Below are 17,849 nucleotides of genomic sequence, written 5' to 3'. Positions count from 1 at the left end.
CCCCATCATACCGAGGACGCCCGCCGGGGCGAACGGGGGTCATGTCGCTCGGCCACAATTGCGTGACCCCGCCCAGGAACCCTGATCTCGACTGTTGCAAGGAGCATAATCGCCAGGCGTGCACAGACTCGGCCGTTCCATTTATTTCGGCTCGGGCGGGTCGGGCTCAAGATGAGACCAGGGAAACATGGCTGCGTGTTGGTATTTCATCATCATCTCGTACTCCCAGTCCCGCACGGCGGCCGATGGGTTCTTCGGGCTGGCGTCGTAACGCAACTCATAGATCGCGGATTTTGACAGATAAGACCGCAAAAGACGGCGCATCTTGACGCACCACGCCACTCCGCCGGAAATCACGGCGACGATCGCCACCGCGAGCATGATCCGCCGCACCGTGAGCTTCGAACGAGGTATTTTCATGGCTCGGTACCGTCGGACGCCCCGCAGCGGAGGCAACGCTTCGATGGCGAGGGATGGGCGAGGCAGGCCGAGCAGGACCGCATCAGCCGCGTTCGGCCGGCGACCTTGCCGAGCGGCTCCAGGTAGATCGGGCAATGACGCCGGCCACGCCTCAGCTTCGATGTCGCCGAGGATCGGTTCTGGGGCCGATGCGGCGGGATGTCGTCGGCCTGATGGTGATCGTTCATCCTCCCCTCCCATGCCTGTCCGCCGCGACGGTGGGTCAGATCAGGCCGCGTCGAGGGGCAATCGGTCCAGTTCGATCATCCCTCGCACCGCATCGACCGACAGGATCGCGACCCGGAGCCTGTCCCCCACGCAGACCCCCTCCGGGCATCGCTCCCGACGCAGCAGGCCCCTGACATCCGGGCGCAGCTCGACGAAGCAGCCGTAGTCCGTCACCAGCACCACCGGCCCGACGAACGTCGCGCCCACGCCGAACGACTCGGGATCGCGCCAGGGGTCCAGTTCGGGGTGGGCGGCCCGGATCGACGCGGAGAACTCGCCCGCCGCCACCCCGAGGACCTTCGCCCTGACCCGCTGCCCGACGCTCAACGCTTCGCCCGGGTGGCGGATCCGGGACCACGAGACCTCGGGGATGGTGATCAGCCCGCGTTGCCCTCCGTGGTCGACCCACGCCCCGTAAGGCTCGATCTGGACCACGACCGCATCGATGATCGACCCCGGGGCGAGTTCCTCCACGCGACATCTCCCTCGATCGACGGTCCATCCTCGCCGGGTGGGCACCACCACCGGCATCCACGGGTCAAGCATCGAGCGGCGGGATGAGCACGGCAAGGTCGCTGTTTCGAATGAGGCGGATGTCCTGCCCGGCGACGATGAGGTGCCCGTCGTCCGTCTCCACATCGAGGACGAACCGATCCCCCTTCGGGACGACCGACTGGTCGAGCCAGAGGCAGGGCAGGTCGCAACGCGTCAGGCCCGTCGCGCCGGTGATCACGAGCGTCATCCGTTCGAGGCGGATCACGACCCGCCGATTCAGCGCGATGACCTCCTGGATCGACTCGTCGTGAAACGGCGAGCGACGCCAGAACTGATCGAGCAACTCGAGGTTGGTCGGCTCGCGGCGACGTTGGCTCATGACGACCCGTCAGGTCTGCGAGGCGGGCACCGCCATACCATCCCGGACCTCCGGAGTTCCGCCGGGTGGGAGCCGCCCACCTTTCCATGCCGGCCATCTAGCACGATGGGAGGTGCCCACCCTGCTTGACTAGGACTTCGCGACGACCAGGGCCACGCGGAATCCCAGCCCCGAGCCCCGGGTATCGGGATCGCTCTCGAACCTCGAAGTCGAAAGGCATTGGACGCCCGAGTTGTGCCAGCAGCCTCCGCGGGCGGCAGGCCGGGCCTCGCCGCCCGTGCTGTCGCCGCACCATTCCCAGACGTTGCCGTGCATGTCCTGCACTCCCCAGGCGTTGGCCCGATATCGGCCGGCCGGAGTCGTTTCTTTCACATACGGCCCGGGCTTCGCCCCCCCGTACGGCTTGGTCCCGTCGATGTTCGCGTCGTCCCCGCCCAGGCGATCGCCGAACGCCGTCGCCGTCGTCGTCCCGGCGCGGCATGCATACTCCCACTGGGCCTCGGTCGGGAGCCGAAACTCGAGGCCGGGCGCGAGACGCCCCGACGCACGCTCCGTCCCCGTGAGTCGGCGGCAGAACTCCTGGGCCTCGGGTTGGCTGACGAAATAGATCGGGTGGTCGGGACCCTCCCCGACGTGCTCCCTCATCGAGCCGTCGCCGACCGGCCGGGGTTGGCCCGGGTCCTTCGCCCGCTGCTGGCGAAGGGTCGTCCCCATGACGGCTTGCCACTGGGACTGCGTCACCTCGGCCTCGCCGATCCAGAAGCCCCGATCCAGGACGATCCGGGTCGCCCGTGGACCCTTCCCCGCCTGGAAGGACCCGGGCGGGCAGTAGCGGAACCCGATCCGCAGGCCGTTGTCGTCCCGCTTTCGCCCGGCGGCATCCGCCTCGGCGGGCCCGATCGACGGCTCCGGGCCTTCCGGATCGGGCGACGTGGGCCCGGGCGGGCTGGGCGTAAAGGCGGTCGGCTTCGGAATGACCTCGAGGTTTGCCCAGAACCAGAGGGCGAGACCGGCGACGGCGCAAGCCGCGATGAGAAGGCCCTTCCTCGGGATTCGGTTCATGCGCCACCCCACGAGGTCAGGGCCGTTGCACATCGCCTCGGGAATCAATCGATTCCGCTCGTCCTGATCGACAGATCACTGCCAACCCCGCTGCATAGGCCGCCCGCCCCGATGGAACGGATTCAGTCCTCCAGCCCGGCCCCCATCGTGGCCAGGCCGAGCGGGGCGTGCTGGAGGTGGCGGACGATGGCCTCGGCGTCCTCGAAGCCGATGCCCAGGGCCTCGGCGAGGGCGCGGTCGTCGAGGCCGCGGGTGACCAGGGGGAGGGCGTCGGGGAGCTTGCGGCGGAGCCATTCGGCCAGCGGGGGCGTGGGGGCGCGGAGCCGGTGCTCGGCCCAGGGGTCGCCCAGGGGGACGAAGCCGGGGGCGAACCAGTATTCGGCCCCGCCGCCCCGGAGCAGGCGGAGGAACCAGTCGGCGAAGCCCGAGGACATGATCCGCGGGGCGCTGCCGGTCTCGTCGTCGCCCGACGTGAACAGGGGGGAGTCGCCGCCCGGCCAGCGATAGGCGAGGTCGATGCACACCGTCTCGACGTGGGGATTGCCCAGTTCGAACCAGCTCTCCGGCTGGATCACCAGGCCGGGCACCCGGGCGAACGGGACCATCGGGCCGATGCCCGACAGCGGGTGGATGTACGGGCCGTTCGGTCCGCCGAGGCCGTCGGACAGGAGCAGCCACGCCTTGAGCGAGCCGGGGAGGAGGAAGCCGTAGCGCCGTTCCCAGCTCAGGAGCTTGGCCGGGGTGGTGCCGGGCCGGCAGCAGGGGCGGTCTTCGAGGCCGCCGGGGAAGCCGAGCGCGAGCTGGGCGAGCGTGGGCCGGCTCGCGGCATCGACGCCCACGGCGTCGCACCATCGCCCGACCAGATTCGCCAGCTCGTGTCCCATCCGAACTCCCGTCAGGCGACCGGGGCCGCGAACTCGGCGGTCGCCGCCCGGCCGAACAGGGTCACGCCGCTGGCCGACTCGATCTCCACCGGCAGGAACCGCCCGATCAGCCGCCCGGGGCCGTCGAACACCACGATCCGGTCGCAGGCGGTCCGCCCGGCCAGCTGCGCCGGGCCGTGCGGGTCGGCGTCGGGATCGAGGCGGGGGGCGGCCTTGCTCGGCCCTTCCACCAGCACCTCGACGGTCCGGCCGACGAACGCCCGGTTCTCCTCCAGGGTGATCTGGGTCTGGAGGGCGAGCAGCTCGGCGTTCCGCCGTTTCTTGACGTCCTCGGGCACGTCGTCGATCAAAAGGGTATCGGCCTTGGTGCCGAGCCGGGGGCTGTACTTGAAGATGAAGCTATTCTTGAACCGGGACCGGGCGACGAGGTCCATCGTTTTCTGGAACGAGGCCTCGGTCTCGCCGCAGAAGCCGACGATGAAGTCGCTGGTCACGGCGGCGTCGGGCAGGATCGCCCGGATCCGGGCCATCATGTCCTCGTAGAGCCCGACCGTGTAGCCGCGCTTCATCCGCTTGAGGATGTCGTCGCACCCGCTCTGCGCCGGGACGTGGAGGTAGCGCGAGACCCGGGGCAGGTCGCGGATCGCCCGCAGGAGGTCGTCGGTCATGTCGTTGGGATAGTTCGTGATGAACTTGATCCGCTCGATGCCGGCGATGTCGTGGAGCCCGGCCAGCAGGTCGGACAGGCGATAGGTGCGGCCGTCGCCGGCGGTGAACTTGTAGCTGTTGACGGTCTGGCCCAGCAGGGTGATCTCGCGGACGCCCTGGTCGGCGAGGGTGCGGGCCTCATCCCAGATCACCGAGGGCGGCCGGCTCTGCTCGGGGCCGCGGACGGACGGGACGATGCAGTAGGTGCAGAACTTGTCGCACCCCATCATGATCCGCACGAACGCCTGGAACGGGTTGGGCCGCATGGCGGGCTCGCGGAGCGGGTCGTACTCGGCGAAGCTGGCGGTGATGGCGTCGCGGGCGCCGGCGTTGCGGGGCAGGCTCACGGCCATGCGGGGCTTGCCGTCGGCCTTGGCCTCGGCCAGCAGGTCGGACACCTGGCCGAGCTGGCCGGGGCCGACCACGATGTCGACGTGCGGGGCCCGTTTGAGGATCTGCCCCTGGTCCTTCTGGGCCATGCACCCCAGGACGCCGATGGCCACGTCGGGCCGATCCTTCTTGATCTGGCGGATCCGGCCCAGGGCGCTGTAGATCTTGTCCTCGGCGTGCTGGCGGACCGAGCAGGTGTTGTAGAGGATCGTGTCGGCCTGGTCGATGTCGTCGGTCAGCACGTATCCGTCATTGCGGAGCTTGCCCACCACCAGCTCGCTGTCCAGCAGGTTCATCTGGCAGCCGACCGTCTCGATGTACAGCTTCTTCGGTCGGGGCGGGGCGGCGTCCGGCATGAATGGGGCTCCTGGACCGGCCTGCGATGGGAAAGCGGCGGTCGCGGGAGGAGGTTGATCGGCGTCGCGCATCGGTCGAGGGCCTGGGCATCCCGGCCGGCCCCCTCCGGGCGTTCTACTCTACCAACCCCCGCCCCGCCTGGCTACCGGCTCGCGCCGGCATTCGGCCGTCGCCCGGGGGCGGGGCGGCCCCGGGGATCGGCGGCCGGGGCCGGGTCGCGAACAGGACCAGCAGCACGATCCCGATCACCAGGACCATGCCGTTCAGCCGGACCGACCGGCGGTGGAGCCGGTCGAACCGCGCGGCGCCCTCGGGCCCCCGGTCGCGGGCCGCGTTGATCCGGCCGGTCAGCGTGTTGCCGCAGTACATCATGGTGAGCGTCCCGGCCAGGATCAGCCCCGCCTGGAGCCCGACCATCGGCCCGCGGAGCCCGGGCACGCAGAACGCCACCCCCACCAGCGCCGGCAGCGCCACCGCCCCGTTCACGACGCCCCAGGCATAGTACCTCGGGAACAACGCCCGGACGAACCGCCCCCCCTGCTCCGCCCCCAGCACCGCGAAGATGACCGGGGCCACGGCGAACGAGAAGAAGGCGATGCCGCCCACCCAGGCGGCCAGCGCGAACAGGTAGATGCTATCGAGGATCGCCAGCATCGACCGGTCTGACATGGGCCGCGTTCCGCCGGGGTTCGAGGAGGGGGGCGTCAGTCCGTCGCGGCCGGAGGCTGGGGCCGGCGCGGCCTCTCCATCTCGCGGCGCGCTTCCTTGTAGCTCGTGAGCCGGTCGAAATAGAGGTTGGTCATGTTCGATTTCGAGTAGACCCTGTCCTGCTCGTCGATCGCGGCGATCAGGTTCTGCCACGCGTCATCGGGCCGTCCGAGTGCGCGGTAGGCCATGGCGAGCGTGAACAGGGACTCGGCCCTCTGGCTGAGGTATTCGTTGACGTGGCGGCTGCGCTCGATCAGCTTGTCGAGTTCCTGGATCGAGGCCCGGACCCGATCGAGTGCGGCCTGCGGCCGGCCGCCCCGCAGGTCGAGGCGACCCCGGAGCAGGAGGTGCCGGGCCAGGGCGAGCCGGCGTTCGCTGTCTTCCTGGCTGTGCGGGGTGATGCCGAAAAGGGCCTCGGCCCGGTCGCACGCGGCGGACGCCTCGGCATCCCGGCCGGCGTGGAACAGGAGCGTGGCGTTCAGGACCTCGGACGTGGCCTGGAGGAAGCGATACTCCTCGACGCCCCCCCGGGCCCGGACCAGATCCTCGAAGCCCTTGATGGCCGCCCCGGCCGAGGCGAAGGCCGCGGACAGGTCCCCGGCCTTCTTGTAGAGTTCGTCCTCGTAGATCAGCTCGGCGAGCTGGTGGTGCCCCCGGGCCATGTCCTCGGCGAGGTCCCGCCGGAGCTTGTCGGAGATCTCCCCGAGTCCCTCGGGGTCGGCGAGCTCGCCCCGGAGGAGCCGGTTCCCTTCCTCCCGGCTGGCGATGGCCTCGCCCAGCTTGCCGTCATAGCGGGCCTGCATCGCCAGGTTGCCGAAGCTGCGGGAAAGCTGGAGGGCCGCGTCCACCTCCTCCTCGACGAGCGCCTTCCAGGCGGCGTCGTCCAGGGTCGGGGCACCGCCCGCGGCGGCCGCCTCGGCCCGGGCCGCCTTCGCCCCGGCGAGATTCTTCGCGAGGTCGTCGTGGAGCGTTCGGCGGATCCGGTGGGAGGCGGAATATTCCGCCAGCGCCGTCCTGGAGTCGCCGATGCTGGAGTAATAGTCGCCGATCCAGCCGTGGCTCTGCCCCAGGGCGTTCCGGGCCCGGAAGTCCCCGACGCAGCCATCCCTCCGGCCCTCGTGGGCCGGGCACGGCTCGCAGATCGCCGCGCGGGTCTTGCGCCCCCGCTCGAACTGCTCGACGGCCTTGTGGTCGTTGCCCCGGTTGGTGAGCAGGATCCCGTACTCGTGATAGGCGTGGCCCAGCTCCCACATCGCCTCGCGCTGGGTGGCGGGGTCGACCCCGGCCTCGCCGTCCAGGGGCGCCAGCACCGAGATGGCGCTGTCGAAGTTGGGGTCGCTGGCCGCGCCCGAGTCGGACGTCTTGTTGCCCAGTTCGGCGACGTTGATGTAGGCCTTGGCCAGCTCGATCCGGCCGCGCGGGCTCTGTTCGAGCTGGCCCTTGTGCTCCTGGATCACGCCGACGAAGTACTTCCGGGCCGCGTCGAGGACCTTCACCCGAATCGGGTCCTGGTGGGTGTCCGAGCCGAGTTCCCGCTCGAACGTATCCGTGAGCTTGGCGACCGCGTCGCCCGCCGATCGGAAGGCGGACACCACCTTGCGCTCGTTGAGGTCGGTCGCCAGGCCGTCCAGGTAATGCTCGTACCGCAGGTAGCCGGCCAGGCCGCCGAGCGCGGCGATCAGCCCGATGCCCGCGACCTTGGCGGGCTCGCGGCGGACCCACCGGGCGGCCCGCCGGGCCATGCCGATCGGGCGGGCGTGGACCGGCTTGCCCTCCAGCCAGCGCCGGAGGTCGTGGGCCAGGGAGTCGGCCGACGGGTATCGGTCCTTCGGGTCCTTGGCCATGCACTTGCGGCAGATCGCGTCGAGGTCCGGGTCGACCAGAGGGTTGAGGGCCCGCGGCGAGGGGACCTCCGCCTCGACGACCTGGGTCAGGATGTCGGCGACCCCCGAGCCGACGAACGGCGGGCGTCCGCACAGGAGGGCGAAGAAGGTCGCCCCCAGGCCATACACGTCGGACAGCGTCGTGACGTCCTTCTGCCGCCCCAGCGCCTGCTCCGGCGGCATGTACGACGGGGTCCCCAGCCGCGAGCCTTCCTGCTCCTGGCCGGTGTCGAACCCGGCGATCCGCGACCCGCCGCCGGGGGCGGACCCGGCCAGGGTCGGGGCCAGGGCCACGGTCCCCCCCTCGGTCGGGTCGACCCGCTTGGCCAGGCCGAAGTCGGTGACGAACGGGGTGCTGTCCTCGTCGATCAGGATGTTGTCGGGCTTCAGGTCGCGGTGGAGGATCCCCTTGCGGTGGGCGTGGGTGATCGCCTCGGCCGCCTTGATCATCACCTCGACCGCACGCCTCGGGTCGGCCTGGAACTCCGGCCGCCCCCGGAGGCTGCCGCCCCGGACGTACTGCATCACGAAGTACGGCTCGTCCAGGTCGAAGTTGATCCCGTGGATCTTGACGATGTTCGGGTGCGAGTGCAGCTTCGCGACGGCCTGCGCCTCGGCCAGGAATCGGTCGACGTCGGCCTTGGTCGTCAGCTCCGGGCGGATCGTCTTCAGGGCGACCGGCAGCCTCAGCTTGAGGTGGACCGCCTCGTAGACGTAGCCCATGCCCCCCTTGGTGATGTACCGGACGATCTCGTAGTCGCCCAGCCGCGTGCCCACCCGCGACTCGCCCGCCGGCAGGTCGTGGAAGGTGGGCGGGGGCCCCGGGTTGTGCGATCGGGTCCGGTCCATGGCCCAGGTCGGGATGGACGCCTGGCAGGTCTCGTCCAGCGGGGGCGTCGTGGGCGGGCACCCGCCCGGGTCGACCTCGGTGAACAGGCTCCCGGCACGATCAGCCGACGAGGGGCGGTCCCGGATCGTCGCCAGCGGATCGAGCGGATCCCCGGCGCCGCCGGGATCGGCCGACGCCCCGCCCGGGCCGGAGGGGGGCCCATCCTGCTTCAAGCCGGGGTCGTTCGATTGAAGCATGGGTGGTCCCTCCGCGCACGCGAGGTTGGGGGATGGAGGACCGCCATCGTCCGCTATGATGGATGATAACGGAGCGATCCGAAGGCTCGCAATCGATTTTCGGATGGGCGGGCATCCCGCGATGCACCCCGATCCGACGCCGGGAGGTGCCGTCCCTGTCCGGCCCCGCCCTGATTTTCAACCTCGCGCCGGCGGCCTTCCCGATCGGCTCCGCCGCGCTCGCCCTGATCGGCGTCGTCCGACCTGCCGATCGGGGAGGCCCGGCACGTCGCCCGGTTCCGGGGGCACCGCTACCACCGGCGAAGGGCGCAGGCCGCTCAGCCCGCCCCGGCCAGCCGCCCGATCGAGCGGAGCAGCCCCGGGGCCCGCTCCTCCAGGACCATCCGGGCATACAGCACGCCGGCGGCCGCGGCCCAGGCCAGGGCGATCCAGCCCCGCCAGTCCGGGGACGGCCGGGGGCCGGGCGTCGGGTCAGGCCGGGGCATGGGCGACCTCGGCTCGGCGGAGCCGGGCGTGCCAGCGCAGGGCCGCCCGGTGGACCCGATCCGGGGCGAGCCCGGACATGCAAGGGTGGTCGGCCAGCGGGCAGGCCTTGTGGTGGCACGGGCGGCAGGCGACCTTCTGGCGCAGGACCAGGGCCCGCCTCGACCAGGGCCGCCACTGCCGGGGTCGGTTGGTCCCGCTGAACAGGATCACCGAGGGCAGCGCCGTCGAGGCCGCCAGGTGGGCCGGGCCGGAGTCCGAGCCGATGAACAGGTCGGCCCTTTCCATCAGGGCCACGGTCTCGGCCAGGGCGAGGCGTCCGGTCCAGTCGCGGAGGCCGGCGTGGGGGGCGACCGTGGCGGCGGTCGCCACGTCGTCGGGCCCGCCCACCATCACCACCCGCCACCCGTCCTGGAGGAACCGGCCGATCAGCTCGCGCCAGTGCCGGGCCGGCCACCTCTTGGCGGCGGCCCCGGCGCCCAGGTGCACGGCCAGCATCGGCGCGGCCTCGCCGAACCGGCCGGCGTGCAGCCAGCCGGGCGCGTCGTCGTCGGGGAGGTTGGGGTGCGATCGGAAGTCCGAGGTGCCCTTGCGCCCGACCCGGGCCGGGACGCGGGACGCCGCGCGGGCGACCGGCCAGGCGTCGCGGAGCCGGCGGGCCACCCGGGCCCGATCGCGGTCGGTGGCGTGGACCCGGACCCGGGCCGGGAGGTCGGCCGGGGCGTCGAGCTTCGCCAGCAGGGCCAGCCGCGACTCGACCTCATGCCGGCCCGGCACCCAGTCGGCCACGTCGGTCAGGAGGAAGCCCCCCCCGCCCATCGCCCACCCCAGGCGGCGCGGGATGCCGGCCAGGGCCAGGACGAACACGGTGAGGACATCCCCCCGCACGTCGATGCCCAGGTCGTACCCCCGGCCCCGCAGCGATCGGCCCAGGGCCCACACCGCCGACCCCAGGGCGCGGCGGCCGGGGCGGCGGTCGAACCAGTTGCGGTCGGCCAGGTGGACCTCATCGATCTCGGGGTCGGCCTCGAAGACCTCGCGGTTGCTGGGCGACGCCAGGACGTCGATCGTCGCGCCCGGGTAGAGGGCGCGGAGCCTCGGGAAGATCGGGCTCGACAGGATCGCGTCGCCCATGTGGTCGAGCTGCACGACCAGGATCTTCCGGGTCGGGCCGGCCTCGGCGCGGGGGCGCAGCCGACCCCACAGGGCGACGATCAGGCCGCCGAGGGCGTCGAGCAGGCCGACCGAGATCCGCCATCGCCACTTGGTGTAGCGATAGCGCCCGGTGCGGACCGGCCGGGGGCTAGCGGGCGACTTGGTCATAGGCCTCCGCCGTGCGTCGGGCGACCTCGGACCAGGGGTAATGGGCCGCGACGTGGTCGGCCAGGCCGGGCCCCGGCCCGTCGCGCCAGGCCTCGGACACGGCCCGGGCGATCTCGTCGGGGCGGTCGGGCCGGGCATAGTTGACCCGGTCGCCGAAGTACTCGCGGGTGCAGCCGTGGGGCGTCACCACCACCGCCGTGCCGGCCAGCGCCGCCTCCAGGGCCACCAGCCCGGGGGTCTCGAACCAGCTGGGCAGGGCCAGGACGCGGGCCGCCGCGTAGGCCGACTGGAGCATCGGGTCGTCGTGGTCGACCCGGGGCAGCCAGCGGGCGAACGCGGCGCCGGCCCTCTTGCAGTCGGCGGCATAGCGCTCGTAGCCCGGCAGGGCGTCGCCGATCACCACCAGCGGCAGGCCGGCGGCGCGGACCCCCTCCACCAGCCCCAGCACGTTCTTGCGGGGCTCGATCCGGCCGACGTAGAGGACGAACCGGTCCGGCCCGTGGGCGGCGTGGAAGGCCGACGGGTCGGCCTGGGCGAACCGTTCCTCGACGCCGTTGGGCACCGGGCGGATCTTCGCCGGGTCGGCCCCGAACCAGCGGACCAGCTGCCGGCCCTCGGCCTCGGAGTTCGGCAGGATCGCGTCGGCGCACCGGAGCAGGTCGCGCCGCCAGGACGGCCAGCGCGGGGCCAGCGCCTTGAGCCGCCACTTCGCCCGGTTGGCCAGCCGCCCCAGGGGGTCGACCGCCAGCGCGGCCATCGCCCGGGGCTCGATCCAGCAGATCGGCGAGACCACCACCGGGATCCCCCGGGCGCGGGCGAGCTTCGCCAGCTGCAGCCCCTCGCGCGACATCCCGAACAGGTGGAGCAGCCGGGCCCGGTCGAGCCGGTCGGTCCAGGGGATGAACGGCCGGACCGCCTGCCCCCGGGCCTCCAGGTAGCGGCCCGTCTGGACGAGCTGATTCTCGCCGCCCCCGGGCGACTGGAACGCCGTCGAGGGGGCGTGGAAGACCACCGAACCGGCGGCCATCTCCCCGCGCGACCGCTCGGCCAGCCAGTGCCGGGCCGCGATCGGGGGCGCCACCGTCCGCGCGACGCCGCCCCGTGCCCCGAGCCTGTCCGGCGCGGGTGGGGCGTGCCGTTTCGCCATCACGACTCCGGTCGCCATGCGTTCGCCCGTCCTTCCCTGGTTCGCGTCACGGCGCCATCCATGGCACCTCGCGCGTCGCACGACCGATCAGGATGATCGGTGCCTACATCTGGCCGGTTTCGCCCGTCCCGTCAACCCCAACCTGGTCATCGCCCCGCCCCGGATCGCGCCTTCCACCGCCTCAGCCCCCGCTTGACCAGGGCCGGCAACGACCCGGCCGGCAGGTCCTCGACCGGCGTCACGGTCTCCCAGTCCAGGGCCGACCGCACCGCCTCGCGGAGGCCCCTCGGCCCCTTCAAAATCGTCGGCCCGGGCAGGTCGGCCCGCACCCGCCGCCGCTCGTAGGCCAGCCCGGAGAACGAGAATGGCGTCCGCGGCCCGGCCAGGGGGATGGTCGCCACCAGGTCCCCCCGGACGATCTCCAGGCCGAGCGGGTGGCGGTCGTCCCAGGCGGCGAACTGGATCTCATACCGGCCGTTGCCCCGGTCCTCGACCGACCAGGCCCGCTCGGACCGCCACCGCCACCACCGGGCGTATTCGGTCAGCGTGGTCCGCCAGAGCAGCCCTTCCCCCTCGATCGACTCGGCCAGCGCCGAGACGACCTCGGGGTATCGGCCCAGCCTCCGCTCCGGGTGGCCGTAGACGAAGGCCGGCTCGCCGGCGTCGATCTTGGCCCGGACCGTGCGGATCCAGTGGGCCCCGATCTGCCGCCCCTGCCCGCCCGCCTCGTCGAACAGCCCCTCGCAGATCGGGTGCACCGGAACCTGCAAGACCCGCGAGAATCGCCCGGCATCGTCGCGCCAGGGGAAGGACGGCAGGTCGTCGTGGCCGAGCTGGAAGTCCGACGAATAGGCGTACCCCAGCCCTTCCAGGGCGTCGTCGAGCCCCGGGTTCCAGCGGCCGTGCGGGGCGGCGAACCCCTCGGGGTGGATCCCGGCTGCCGCGAGCCGGTCGTGGGCCCGCCGGAGGTTGGCCCGATTCGCGGCGGGGTCGCGGTAGACGAAGTGGTGGTGCCCGTGCGACTGGGCATCGACCGGCTTGAGGGCCTCCAGGACGTCCGGCCGGTCGCCATACGCGGCCGTGCTGACGAAGTGGGTCGAGCAATCGTCGAGCGGACGCCGGGCCTCGGCGAACCGGGCCAGGTCATCGGGGTAGGGTTCGTCGAGGTCGAGCCGGAGGTTGAACGCCGAACGGTAGGGGAACGGGAACGGGGCCAGCCGGGCCCAGATCCCGTCCTCGCGCCGGACCGCCTCGCGGAGCCCGGCGATCAGGCGGGCGCGGATGGCGGCCTTGTCGTATCGCCCGACCCGCTCGACCAGCCGCAGGCCGTCCACCTCCCACGACGCGGGGGCGGACTCGGCGTCGATCAGGGCCAGGAACGGGTCGACGGCTTCCCCCCGGCGGAAGTCGTCGATGTCGATCACGACCTGATCCGGGGTCAGCAGCTCCCGGACCCGCGACGCGGGCGTGCGGCGGCCGTCGAACAGGACGAACCGGCCCGACCGGAACGCCAGGGGGTGGCGGTCGCGGATCGCGACGAAGGGCACCCCCTCCTGACCCAGGGCCAGTTCCAGCCCCGGCGGGGCCTCCCACAACAGCAAGGGCAGCGGCGGCAAGGGGCCGCCCGACGGGTCAATCATGGCCGAAGTCCGATCCGACCGCGATCGCCTCGGCCGGCGTCCGCGCCGCCCAGAGGGTCCACAACCGGGCCGTGGGCACGGCGCGGAAGATCCGCCGCCGGGCCTCCTCGGGCCGGAGCAGGTGCGACACCCGGACGTCCCGGAATCCGGTCTCGCGCAGCTCACGGCGGAGCCCGCCCGGCCAGAACCAGCGCTCGCGGACCGGGCCGTCGGCCGGGTACATCCAGAGGCCGCGCCGCTCGTCGATCCGCTTGACCAGCGAACTCGGCAGCCAGGGGCGGCGGGCGTCCAGGGCCCCGGCGTTCTTGTCGACGATCGCCAGCCGGCCGCCCGGGCGGAGGACCCGGCGGATCTCGGCGAGCACCGGGCCGACGTCGCCGACGTGCTCCAGCACCTCCACGGCGGCGATCCCGTCGAACGTCCCCGCCGCGAACGGCAGGCGACGGGCCGAGGCCCGGGCCCGCGGGAAGCCGGACGCCTCGGCGAGCATGGCCGCCGACAGGTCGACGCCGACGACGTTGGCCCCCTGGTCGCGGAGGTGGGCGGCGAACCGCCCCTTGCCGCACCCGAGGTCGAGGATCAGCCGGCCGGCCAAGGGCCCGAGGGCCCGCGTGACCGCCCGCAGGCGGACGTCGTCGGGGGCGACCGCCGCCTTGAATCGCGCCGCGTGGATGTCGAACCGGGTGCCGACCTCGGCATCGTGGAGGATCGTCATGACGCCCCCCCCGCCGACCGGATCAGCTCGCGGTGCTTCCAGTGCCGGACCGCCACCGACAGCCCCGACAGGGCGCAGAAGGCCAGCCCCTCGACGCCGTCGCGGAACCCCTGCTTGCCCAGGTAGAGCTTGGCGAACGTCCAGAACGGCCGGACGGCGAGGTCGACGACGCGGAACGGCCGCCCTTCGCGGTGGAACCGGATCGCTTCCAGGTTGGTGTAATGGTTGATCTTGGAGAGGAAGGTCTGCATATCAGGGATGGTCCGATGCTCCAGGTGAAAATCGAGTTGCCCGGACGTGCCGGCGAGGTCGACGGTCTCGTGGACCGTGCCGACCCAGCGGCCAAGGTCGCGGCGGAACAGGCGTAAAGGCAGGTCGTGCTGCGTGCCCGAGAAGCGGAAACGACGGCCCAGGACCACGCTCCGGATCGGCACCCGGTAGCCGGCGTGGGTCCGGGCGGGGTCGGCCAGCGTGGCCCGGATCTCGGCGGCCAGTTCCGGCGTCGCCCGTTCGTCGGCGTCCACGGCGAAGACCCAGTCTCCCGTGGCCAGGCCGAGCGAGGCGTTGCGCTGGGTGGCGAAGTCGTCGAACGGCCGGACCAGGACCCGGGCCCGCGTCGACCGGGCGACCCGTTCGGTCGCGTCGGTGCTGGAGGCGTCCACCACCACCACGACCTCGTCGGCCCAGTCGAGGGCGGCGATGCACTCGGGCAGGGTGGCCGCCTCGTTCTTGGCCACGATCAGGGCGGAGAGGGTGGGCCGATCAGGCATGGCGGGCCACCTTCCGGGCCGCGCCGGCCATCGCCCGCAGCGGGAAGTAGAGACTATACGACACCAGGGCCGCGTCGAGCCGCCCGACCGCCGCCAGGACGATCCAGAGGTGCCAGCGGATGTCGGCGTGCCCCGCCAGCAGGAGCAGCCCGCGCCAGAGGCCGGGGGTTTCCGGCAGGGCCAGGGCGGCCGGGGCGTCGGCGGTCGGCTTGGGCGCGGGGGCGTCCTGGTTGCTGACCATGAAGACGTACTTGCCCATCGCGTAGAGCATCCCCGCGCCCAGCCAGGCGGGGTGGGCGTCGCGGACGAATGCGGCGTAGGCGATCCCGGCGTGGAGGGCCATGTCCCCCATCTCGTCCAGCACGGCGTCGAGCCAGCGGCCGAACTCGGAGGCGGTCCCCTGGAGCCGGGCGAGGTGGCCGTCGGCGGTGTCCAGCACCAGCGCCGCGGCCAGGAACCCGGCGGCCAACCAGCGCGAGGCCCAGGGCATCGGGGCGAAGGCGACCAGGGCCGACGCCGCCAGCACCAGCCCGCCCGCCCCCAGGGTGAGGGCGTTGGGCCGGACCCGGGTCGGCCGGAGCAGGCGGGCCAGGAGCCGGGCCGGGCCCAGGGCCCAGAACCGGCCGATCGGCTGGTAGGTCCGGCGGCGGATCAGCTCGGCGTCGGCCCCATCCAGCCCGCGCGGGCGGTCGAGCCGCCAGATCACGGCGGTCTCGGGGTCGCGGCCGTTCAGCACGGCCCGCCGCAAACGGGCCGGGTCGTAGAGCCGGTCCGACCGGAGGATCGCGGCCCCTTCCGGGGGCGGCCCGGTCGCCAGGCGATAGCGGCCCGCGACGTGGCCGCCGAGGGCCGAGCGGAGGCCCTCATGCTCGTCGATCCGGGCGTGGATGGCGACGGGCCCGGCGGGTGCGAGGGCCCCGGCCAGGTCCATCAGGTGGTCGAGGACCGGCCGGCCCAGGACGCGCTCGGCGGTCAGGGGGCCGCGCGGGCCGCGGGGGCGGGCGTCGATCACGACGTGCGGGGTCGGTCGGATCATCGGGGCGCCTCCTTGCGCCGGTCGCGGGCCGCGTGGCCCGGTCGGTCGTCCTCGGCTCACCAGCGAAAGCGTCGGAAGAAAGCTTCCTGGCGGCCCAGCCACCCGGCCTCCCCCGCCAGCAACGCCCGCCGCGCCCGGGTCACCGCCCCGAGCCGCGCCAGGGCCTCGGCGAAGGCCAGCAGGAACTCCACCCGCCACGCCGCCAGGGCGAACAACAGCCGGGCCGGCAGCCAGAGGAGGTGGGCCAGGAGCCTCGGTCCCGTGAGGTTCTTCCAGGCGAAGATCAGCGTATTCCGGGCCGCCAGTCGGTCGCAGCCCTTTTGCCCGAAGGCCGGGCCGAACGAGCCGAAGCCGCGATGGTAGGCCAGCGCCTCGGGGACGTAGCGGCCGGTCCAGCCGGCCATCCAGCCCCGGAAACCGAGGTCCAGGTCCTCGATCCGGCCGGGGAAGAAGATCGGGTCGTACCCGCCCAGGGCCAGGAACCGCACCCGGTCCACGGCCAGGACCGGCCCGGCGGCGGCGGTCAGGTCGGGGCGATCGACCCATCGCTCGTGGCCCGGCACCCGGCTCATCCCCTGGACCAGCCCGAACCGCGAGCGGACCATCGTCCGCATCCCCTCGTATTCGGACCCGTCGAAGGTCCAGCACTGGGGGGCCGCGAACAGGGCATCCGGGTGGGCGTCGAGCGCGGCCAGCAGGGGGCCGACGGCGTCGGGGTCGAGCTTCACGTCGTTGTTGAGCAGCAGCACGGCCGGCTCGTCGATCCGCGCGAGCACCGCGTTGAACGACGCCAGGCCCCGGTTCGGCTCCCGGATCACCCCGATGCCTGGCCAGTCGCGGGCCAGGTAGTCCAGCGACCCGTCGGTCGAGCCGTTGTCGACCACCGTCACCGGGCAGGGGACCGGCGAGCGCCGGGCGGCCTCGACCACCGACGGCAGGCACTCCCGGAGCAGGTCCAGCCCGTTGTAGTGGAGGACCAGGATTCGGGTCTTGCCAGGTTTCGGGTCGCCGGCCACGGGGTCCGTCCCTCGGTTCGCCCCGGCCCGCCTGGCCGGGATCGGGGCGTACCATACGGCCAACCCGGCGGGCGGGTCAACCCCGACCGCCGGGCCGTGGCGGCCATCAGCCGGTGTATGCGGCGCCCCGGAGGCTTTCGAGGAGCTTCTTGGTGGCCTTGATCCCCTCCGGCTCGGTGAGGCGGCTCCCCTCGTACTCGATCCCGACGAAGCCGTTGTAGCCGGCGTCGGTGACGATCTTCATGATCCGAGCGAAGTCGAGCTTGGTCTCGCGGCCGTCGGAGCCGAAGTCGTAGCTCTTGGCCGACACGCCCTTGGCGTAGGGCATCAGGCGGGCGATCGCGTCATACACGTCGATCGTGTAGGCGCCCTGCTTGTTCTTGGGGAAGTTGCCGAAGTCGGGCAGGGTGCCGAACCCGGGCTTGCCCACCCCCTTCATCAGGGCGACCAGCGCGTCGGGGTCGCTGGACGGCCCGCCGTGGTTCTCGCAGATGATGTGGATCTTCTTGGAGTCGCCGTATTCGGTCAGCTTCGAGCAGCTCTCGACGATCGTGTCGAGCTTGGTGGCGCTGTAGTTGGACCCGGTGTTGACCCGGATGGCGTGGCAGCCCAGGGCGGCGGCGGCGTCGACCCACTTCTTGTGGTTCTCGACCGCCTTGTCGCGGGCGGCCTTGTCGGCGGCGCTCAGGTCCCCTTCGCCGTCGATCATGATCAGGACGCAGGCCACGCCGTGGTCCTTGGCGCGGGTGCTGAGGTCCTTGAGATAGGCCTCGTCGCGGGCCTTGTCCTTGAAGAACTGGTTGACGAACTCGACGCCGTCGACGCCATACTGCTCGCGGGCGATCTTGGGGAAGTCGAGGTTGTCGATCTCCTTCTTCTGCAGGGCCTTGTGGAGCGACCACTCGGCCAGCGAGATCTTGAAGTCGCCGATCTTGCCGGCGGCCGGCTGGCCGGACTTCTCGGCGCCGAGGGCGAACCGCGAGCCCAGGACGAGCGGGGCGGCGCCGGCCACGGCCAGGCGGAGGGCATCGCGGCGGTTCATCGAATTGATGCGCATGGGTCGTTCTCTCCGGGGGTTGT

Annotated in this window: 18 protein-coding genes; all 18 read right to left on the bottom strand. The window is 72.4% G+C overall.

Annotation, left to right across the window (positions count from 1 at the left end; all coding sequences use genetic code 11):
- Positions 1–141 precede the first annotated feature (141 nt).
- Positions 142–420: a hypothetical protein gene (locus TA3x_RS20190; RefSeq protein WP_435016472.1), complete on the bottom strand. Its 279-nt coding sequence runs from the start codon at positions 418–420 to the stop codon at positions 142–144.
- Complete coding sequence (locus tag TA3x_RS20185; RefSeq protein ID WP_435016471.1) at positions 417–647, bottom strand: hypothetical protein; 231 nt, start codon at positions 645–647, stop codon at positions 417–419. The genes TA3x_RS20190 and TA3x_RS20185 overlap by 4 nt, the downstream gene beginning before the upstream one ends.
- Before the next feature lie 40 nt (positions 648–687).
- Complete coding sequence (locus TA3x_RS20180) at positions 688–1,161, bottom strand: S1 RNA-binding domain-containing protein (protein WP_435016470.1); 474 nt, start codon at positions 1,159–1,161, stop codon at positions 688–690.
- A gap of 64 nt (positions 1,162–1,225) precedes the next feature.
- On the bottom strand, positions 1,226–1,561 hold the full coding sequence (locus TA3x_RS20175) for a hypothetical protein (RefSeq protein WP_435016469.1): 336 nt from the start codon (positions 1,559–1,561) through the stop codon (positions 1,226–1,228).
- 129 nt (positions 1,562–1,690) lie between these two features.
- The gene (locus TA3x_RS20170; RefSeq protein ID WP_435016468.1) at positions 1,691–2,623 is read right to left on the bottom strand and encodes a formylglycine-generating enzyme family protein; all 933 of its coding nucleotides are present in this window, start codon (positions 2,621–2,623) and stop codon (positions 1,691–1,693) included.
- Between the two features lie 122 nt (positions 2,624–2,745).
- Positions 2,746–3,507, bottom strand: a complete 762-nt coding sequence (locus TA3x_RS20165) for an SMI1/KNR4 family protein (protein ID WP_435016467.1) — start codon at positions 3,505–3,507, stop codon at positions 2,746–2,748.
- Between the two features lie 11 nt (positions 3,508–3,518).
- The gene (miaB, locus tag TA3x_RS20160) at positions 3,519–4,961 is read right to left on the bottom strand and encodes a tRNA (N6-isopentenyl adenosine(37)-C2)-methylthiotransferase MiaB (RefSeq protein WP_435016466.1); all 1,443 of its coding nucleotides are present in this window, start codon (positions 4,959–4,961) and stop codon (positions 3,519–3,521) included.
- Positions 4,962–5,076: 115 nt separating this feature from the next.
- Positions 5,077–5,631: a DUF4149 domain-containing protein gene (locus TA3x_RS20155; RefSeq protein ID WP_435016465.1), complete on the bottom strand. Its 555-nt coding sequence runs from the start codon at positions 5,629–5,631 to the stop codon at positions 5,077–5,079.
- A 35-nt stretch (positions 5,632–5,666) separates the two neighbouring features.
- Complete coding sequence (locus TA3x_RS20150) at positions 5,667–8,639, bottom strand: serine/threonine-protein kinase (RefSeq protein WP_435016464.1); 2,973 nt, start codon at positions 8,637–8,639, stop codon at positions 5,667–5,669.
- 317 nt (positions 8,640–8,956) lie between these two features.
- Positions 8,957–9,124 (bottom strand): hypothetical protein, encoded by a 168-nt coding sequence (locus tag TA3x_RS20145; protein WP_435016463.1) that lies wholly within the window; start codon positions 9,122–9,124, stop codon positions 8,957–8,959.
- Positions 9,111–10,445, bottom strand: coding sequence for a glycosyltransferase family 9 protein (locus TA3x_RS20140; protein ID WP_435016462.1), 1,335 nt, complete (start codon positions 10,443–10,445; stop codon positions 9,111–9,113). Before TA3x_RS20140 ends, TA3x_RS20145 begins: the two co-directional genes overlap by 14 nt.
- Complete coding sequence (locus TA3x_RS20135; protein WP_435016461.1) at positions 10,426–11,610, bottom strand: glycosyltransferase family 4 protein; 1,185 nt, start codon at positions 11,608–11,610, stop codon at positions 10,426–10,428. Before TA3x_RS20135 ends, TA3x_RS20140 begins: the two co-directional genes overlap by 20 nt.
- A gap of 128 nt (positions 11,611–11,738) precedes the next feature.
- Positions 11,739–13,232: a hypothetical protein gene (locus TA3x_RS20130; protein WP_435016460.1), complete on the bottom strand. Its 1,494-nt coding sequence runs from the start codon at positions 13,230–13,232 to the stop codon at positions 11,739–11,741.
- Positions 13,225–13,947 (bottom strand): class I SAM-dependent methyltransferase, encoded by a 723-nt coding sequence (locus tag TA3x_RS20125; protein WP_435016459.1) that lies wholly within the window; start codon positions 13,945–13,947, stop codon positions 13,225–13,227. The genes TA3x_RS20130 and TA3x_RS20125 overlap by 8 nt, the downstream gene beginning before the upstream one ends.
- The gene (locus tag TA3x_RS20120; RefSeq protein ID WP_435016458.1) at positions 13,944–14,717 is read right to left on the bottom strand and encodes a glycosyltransferase family 2 protein; all 774 of its coding nucleotides are present in this window, start codon (positions 14,715–14,717) and stop codon (positions 13,944–13,946) included. Before TA3x_RS20120 ends, TA3x_RS20125 begins: the two co-directional genes overlap by 4 nt.
- Positions 14,710–15,753 (bottom strand): CDP-alcohol phosphatidyltransferase family protein, encoded by a 1,044-nt coding sequence (locus TA3x_RS20115; protein WP_435016457.1) that lies wholly within the window; start codon positions 15,751–15,753, stop codon positions 14,710–14,712. The genes TA3x_RS20120 and TA3x_RS20115 overlap by 8 nt, the downstream gene beginning before the upstream one ends.
- A gap of 56 nt (positions 15,754–15,809) precedes the next feature.
- Entirely contained in the window at positions 15,810–16,769 is a 960-nt protein-coding gene (locus TA3x_RS20110; RefSeq protein ID WP_435016456.1) for a glycosyltransferase family 2 protein, read from the bottom strand.
- Between the two features lie 106 nt (positions 16,770–16,875).
- Positions 16,876–17,826, bottom strand: a complete 951-nt coding sequence (locus tag TA3x_RS20105) for a sugar phosphate isomerase/epimerase family protein (protein WP_435016455.1) — start codon at positions 17,824–17,826, stop codon at positions 16,876–16,878.
- Positions 17,827–17,849: the final 23 nt, after the last annotated feature.

Origin of the sequence: Tundrisphaera macrotermitis (genome assembly GCF_051175315.1) — a bacterium.
Lineage (GTDB): Bacteria > Planctomycetota > Planctomycetia > Isosphaerales > Isosphaeraceae > Tundrisphaera.
Note: the sequence above shows the minus strand (reverse complement) of the source record. Positions and strands in the feature narration are given on the sequence as shown.

What these genes read in the sequence shown, in the direction of transcription:
- TA3x_RS20190 (WP_435016472.1), bottom strand. Translation starts at nt 420, where the DNA reads ATGAAAATACCTCGTTCGAAGCTCACGGTGCGGCGGATCATGCTCGCG.
- TA3x_RS20185 (WP_435016471.1), bottom strand. Translation starts at nt 647, where the DNA reads ATGAACGATCACCATCAGGCCGACGACATCCCGCCGCATCGGCCCCAG.
- TA3x_RS20175 (WP_435016469.1), bottom strand. Translation starts at nt 1,561, where the DNA reads ATGAGCCAACGTCGCCGCGAGCCGACCAACCTCGAGTTGCTCGATCAG.
- TA3x_RS20170 (WP_435016468.1), bottom strand. Translation starts at nt 2,623, where the DNA reads ATGAACCGAATCCCGAGGAAGGGCCTTCTCATCGCGGCTTGCGCCGTC.
- TA3x_RS20165 (WP_435016467.1), bottom strand. Translation starts at nt 3,507, where the DNA reads ATGGGACACGAGCTGGCGAATCTGGTCGGGCGATGGTGCGACGCCGTG.
- miaB (WP_435016466.1), bottom strand. Translation starts at nt 4,961, where the DNA reads ATGCCGGACGCCGCCCCGCCCCGACCGAAGAAGCTGTACATCGAGACG.
- TA3x_RS20155 (WP_435016465.1), bottom strand. Translation starts at nt 5,631, where the DNA reads ATGTCAGACCGGTCGATGCTGGCGATCCTCGATAGCATCTACCTGTTC.
- TA3x_RS20150 (WP_435016464.1), bottom strand. Translation starts at nt 8,639, where the DNA reads ATGCTTCAATCGAACGACCCCGGCTTGAAGCAGGATGGGCCCCCCTCC.
- TA3x_RS20145 (WP_435016463.1), bottom strand. Translation starts at nt 9,124, where the DNA reads ATGCCCCGGCCTGACCCGACGCCCGGCCCCCGGCCGTCCCCGGACTGG.
- TA3x_RS20140 (WP_435016462.1), bottom strand. Translation starts at nt 10,445, where the DNA reads ATGACCAAGTCGCCCGCTAGCCCCCGGCCGGTCCGCACCGGGCGCTAT.
- TA3x_RS20135 (WP_435016461.1), bottom strand. Translation starts at nt 11,610, where the DNA reads ATGGCGACCGGAGTCGTGATGGCGAAACGGCACGCCCCACCCGCGCCG.
- TA3x_RS20130 (WP_435016460.1), bottom strand. Translation starts at nt 13,232, where the DNA reads ATGATTGACCCGTCGGGCGGCCCCTTGCCGCCGCTGCCCTTGCTGTTG.
- TA3x_RS20125 (WP_435016459.1), bottom strand. Translation starts at nt 13,947, where the DNA reads ATGACGATCCTCCACGATGCCGAGGTCGGCACCCGGTTCGACATCCAC.
- TA3x_RS20120 (WP_435016458.1), bottom strand. Translation starts at nt 14,717, where the DNA reads ATGCCTGATCGGCCCACCCTCTCCGCCCTGATCGTGGCCAAGAACGAG.
- TA3x_RS20115 (WP_435016457.1), bottom strand. Translation starts at nt 15,753, where the DNA reads ATGATCCGACCGACCCCGCACGTCGTGATCGACGCCCGCCCCCGCGGC.
- TA3x_RS20105 (WP_435016455.1), bottom strand. Translation starts at nt 17,826, where the DNA reads ATGCGCATCAATTCGATGAACCGCCGCGATGCCCTCCGCCTGGCCGTG.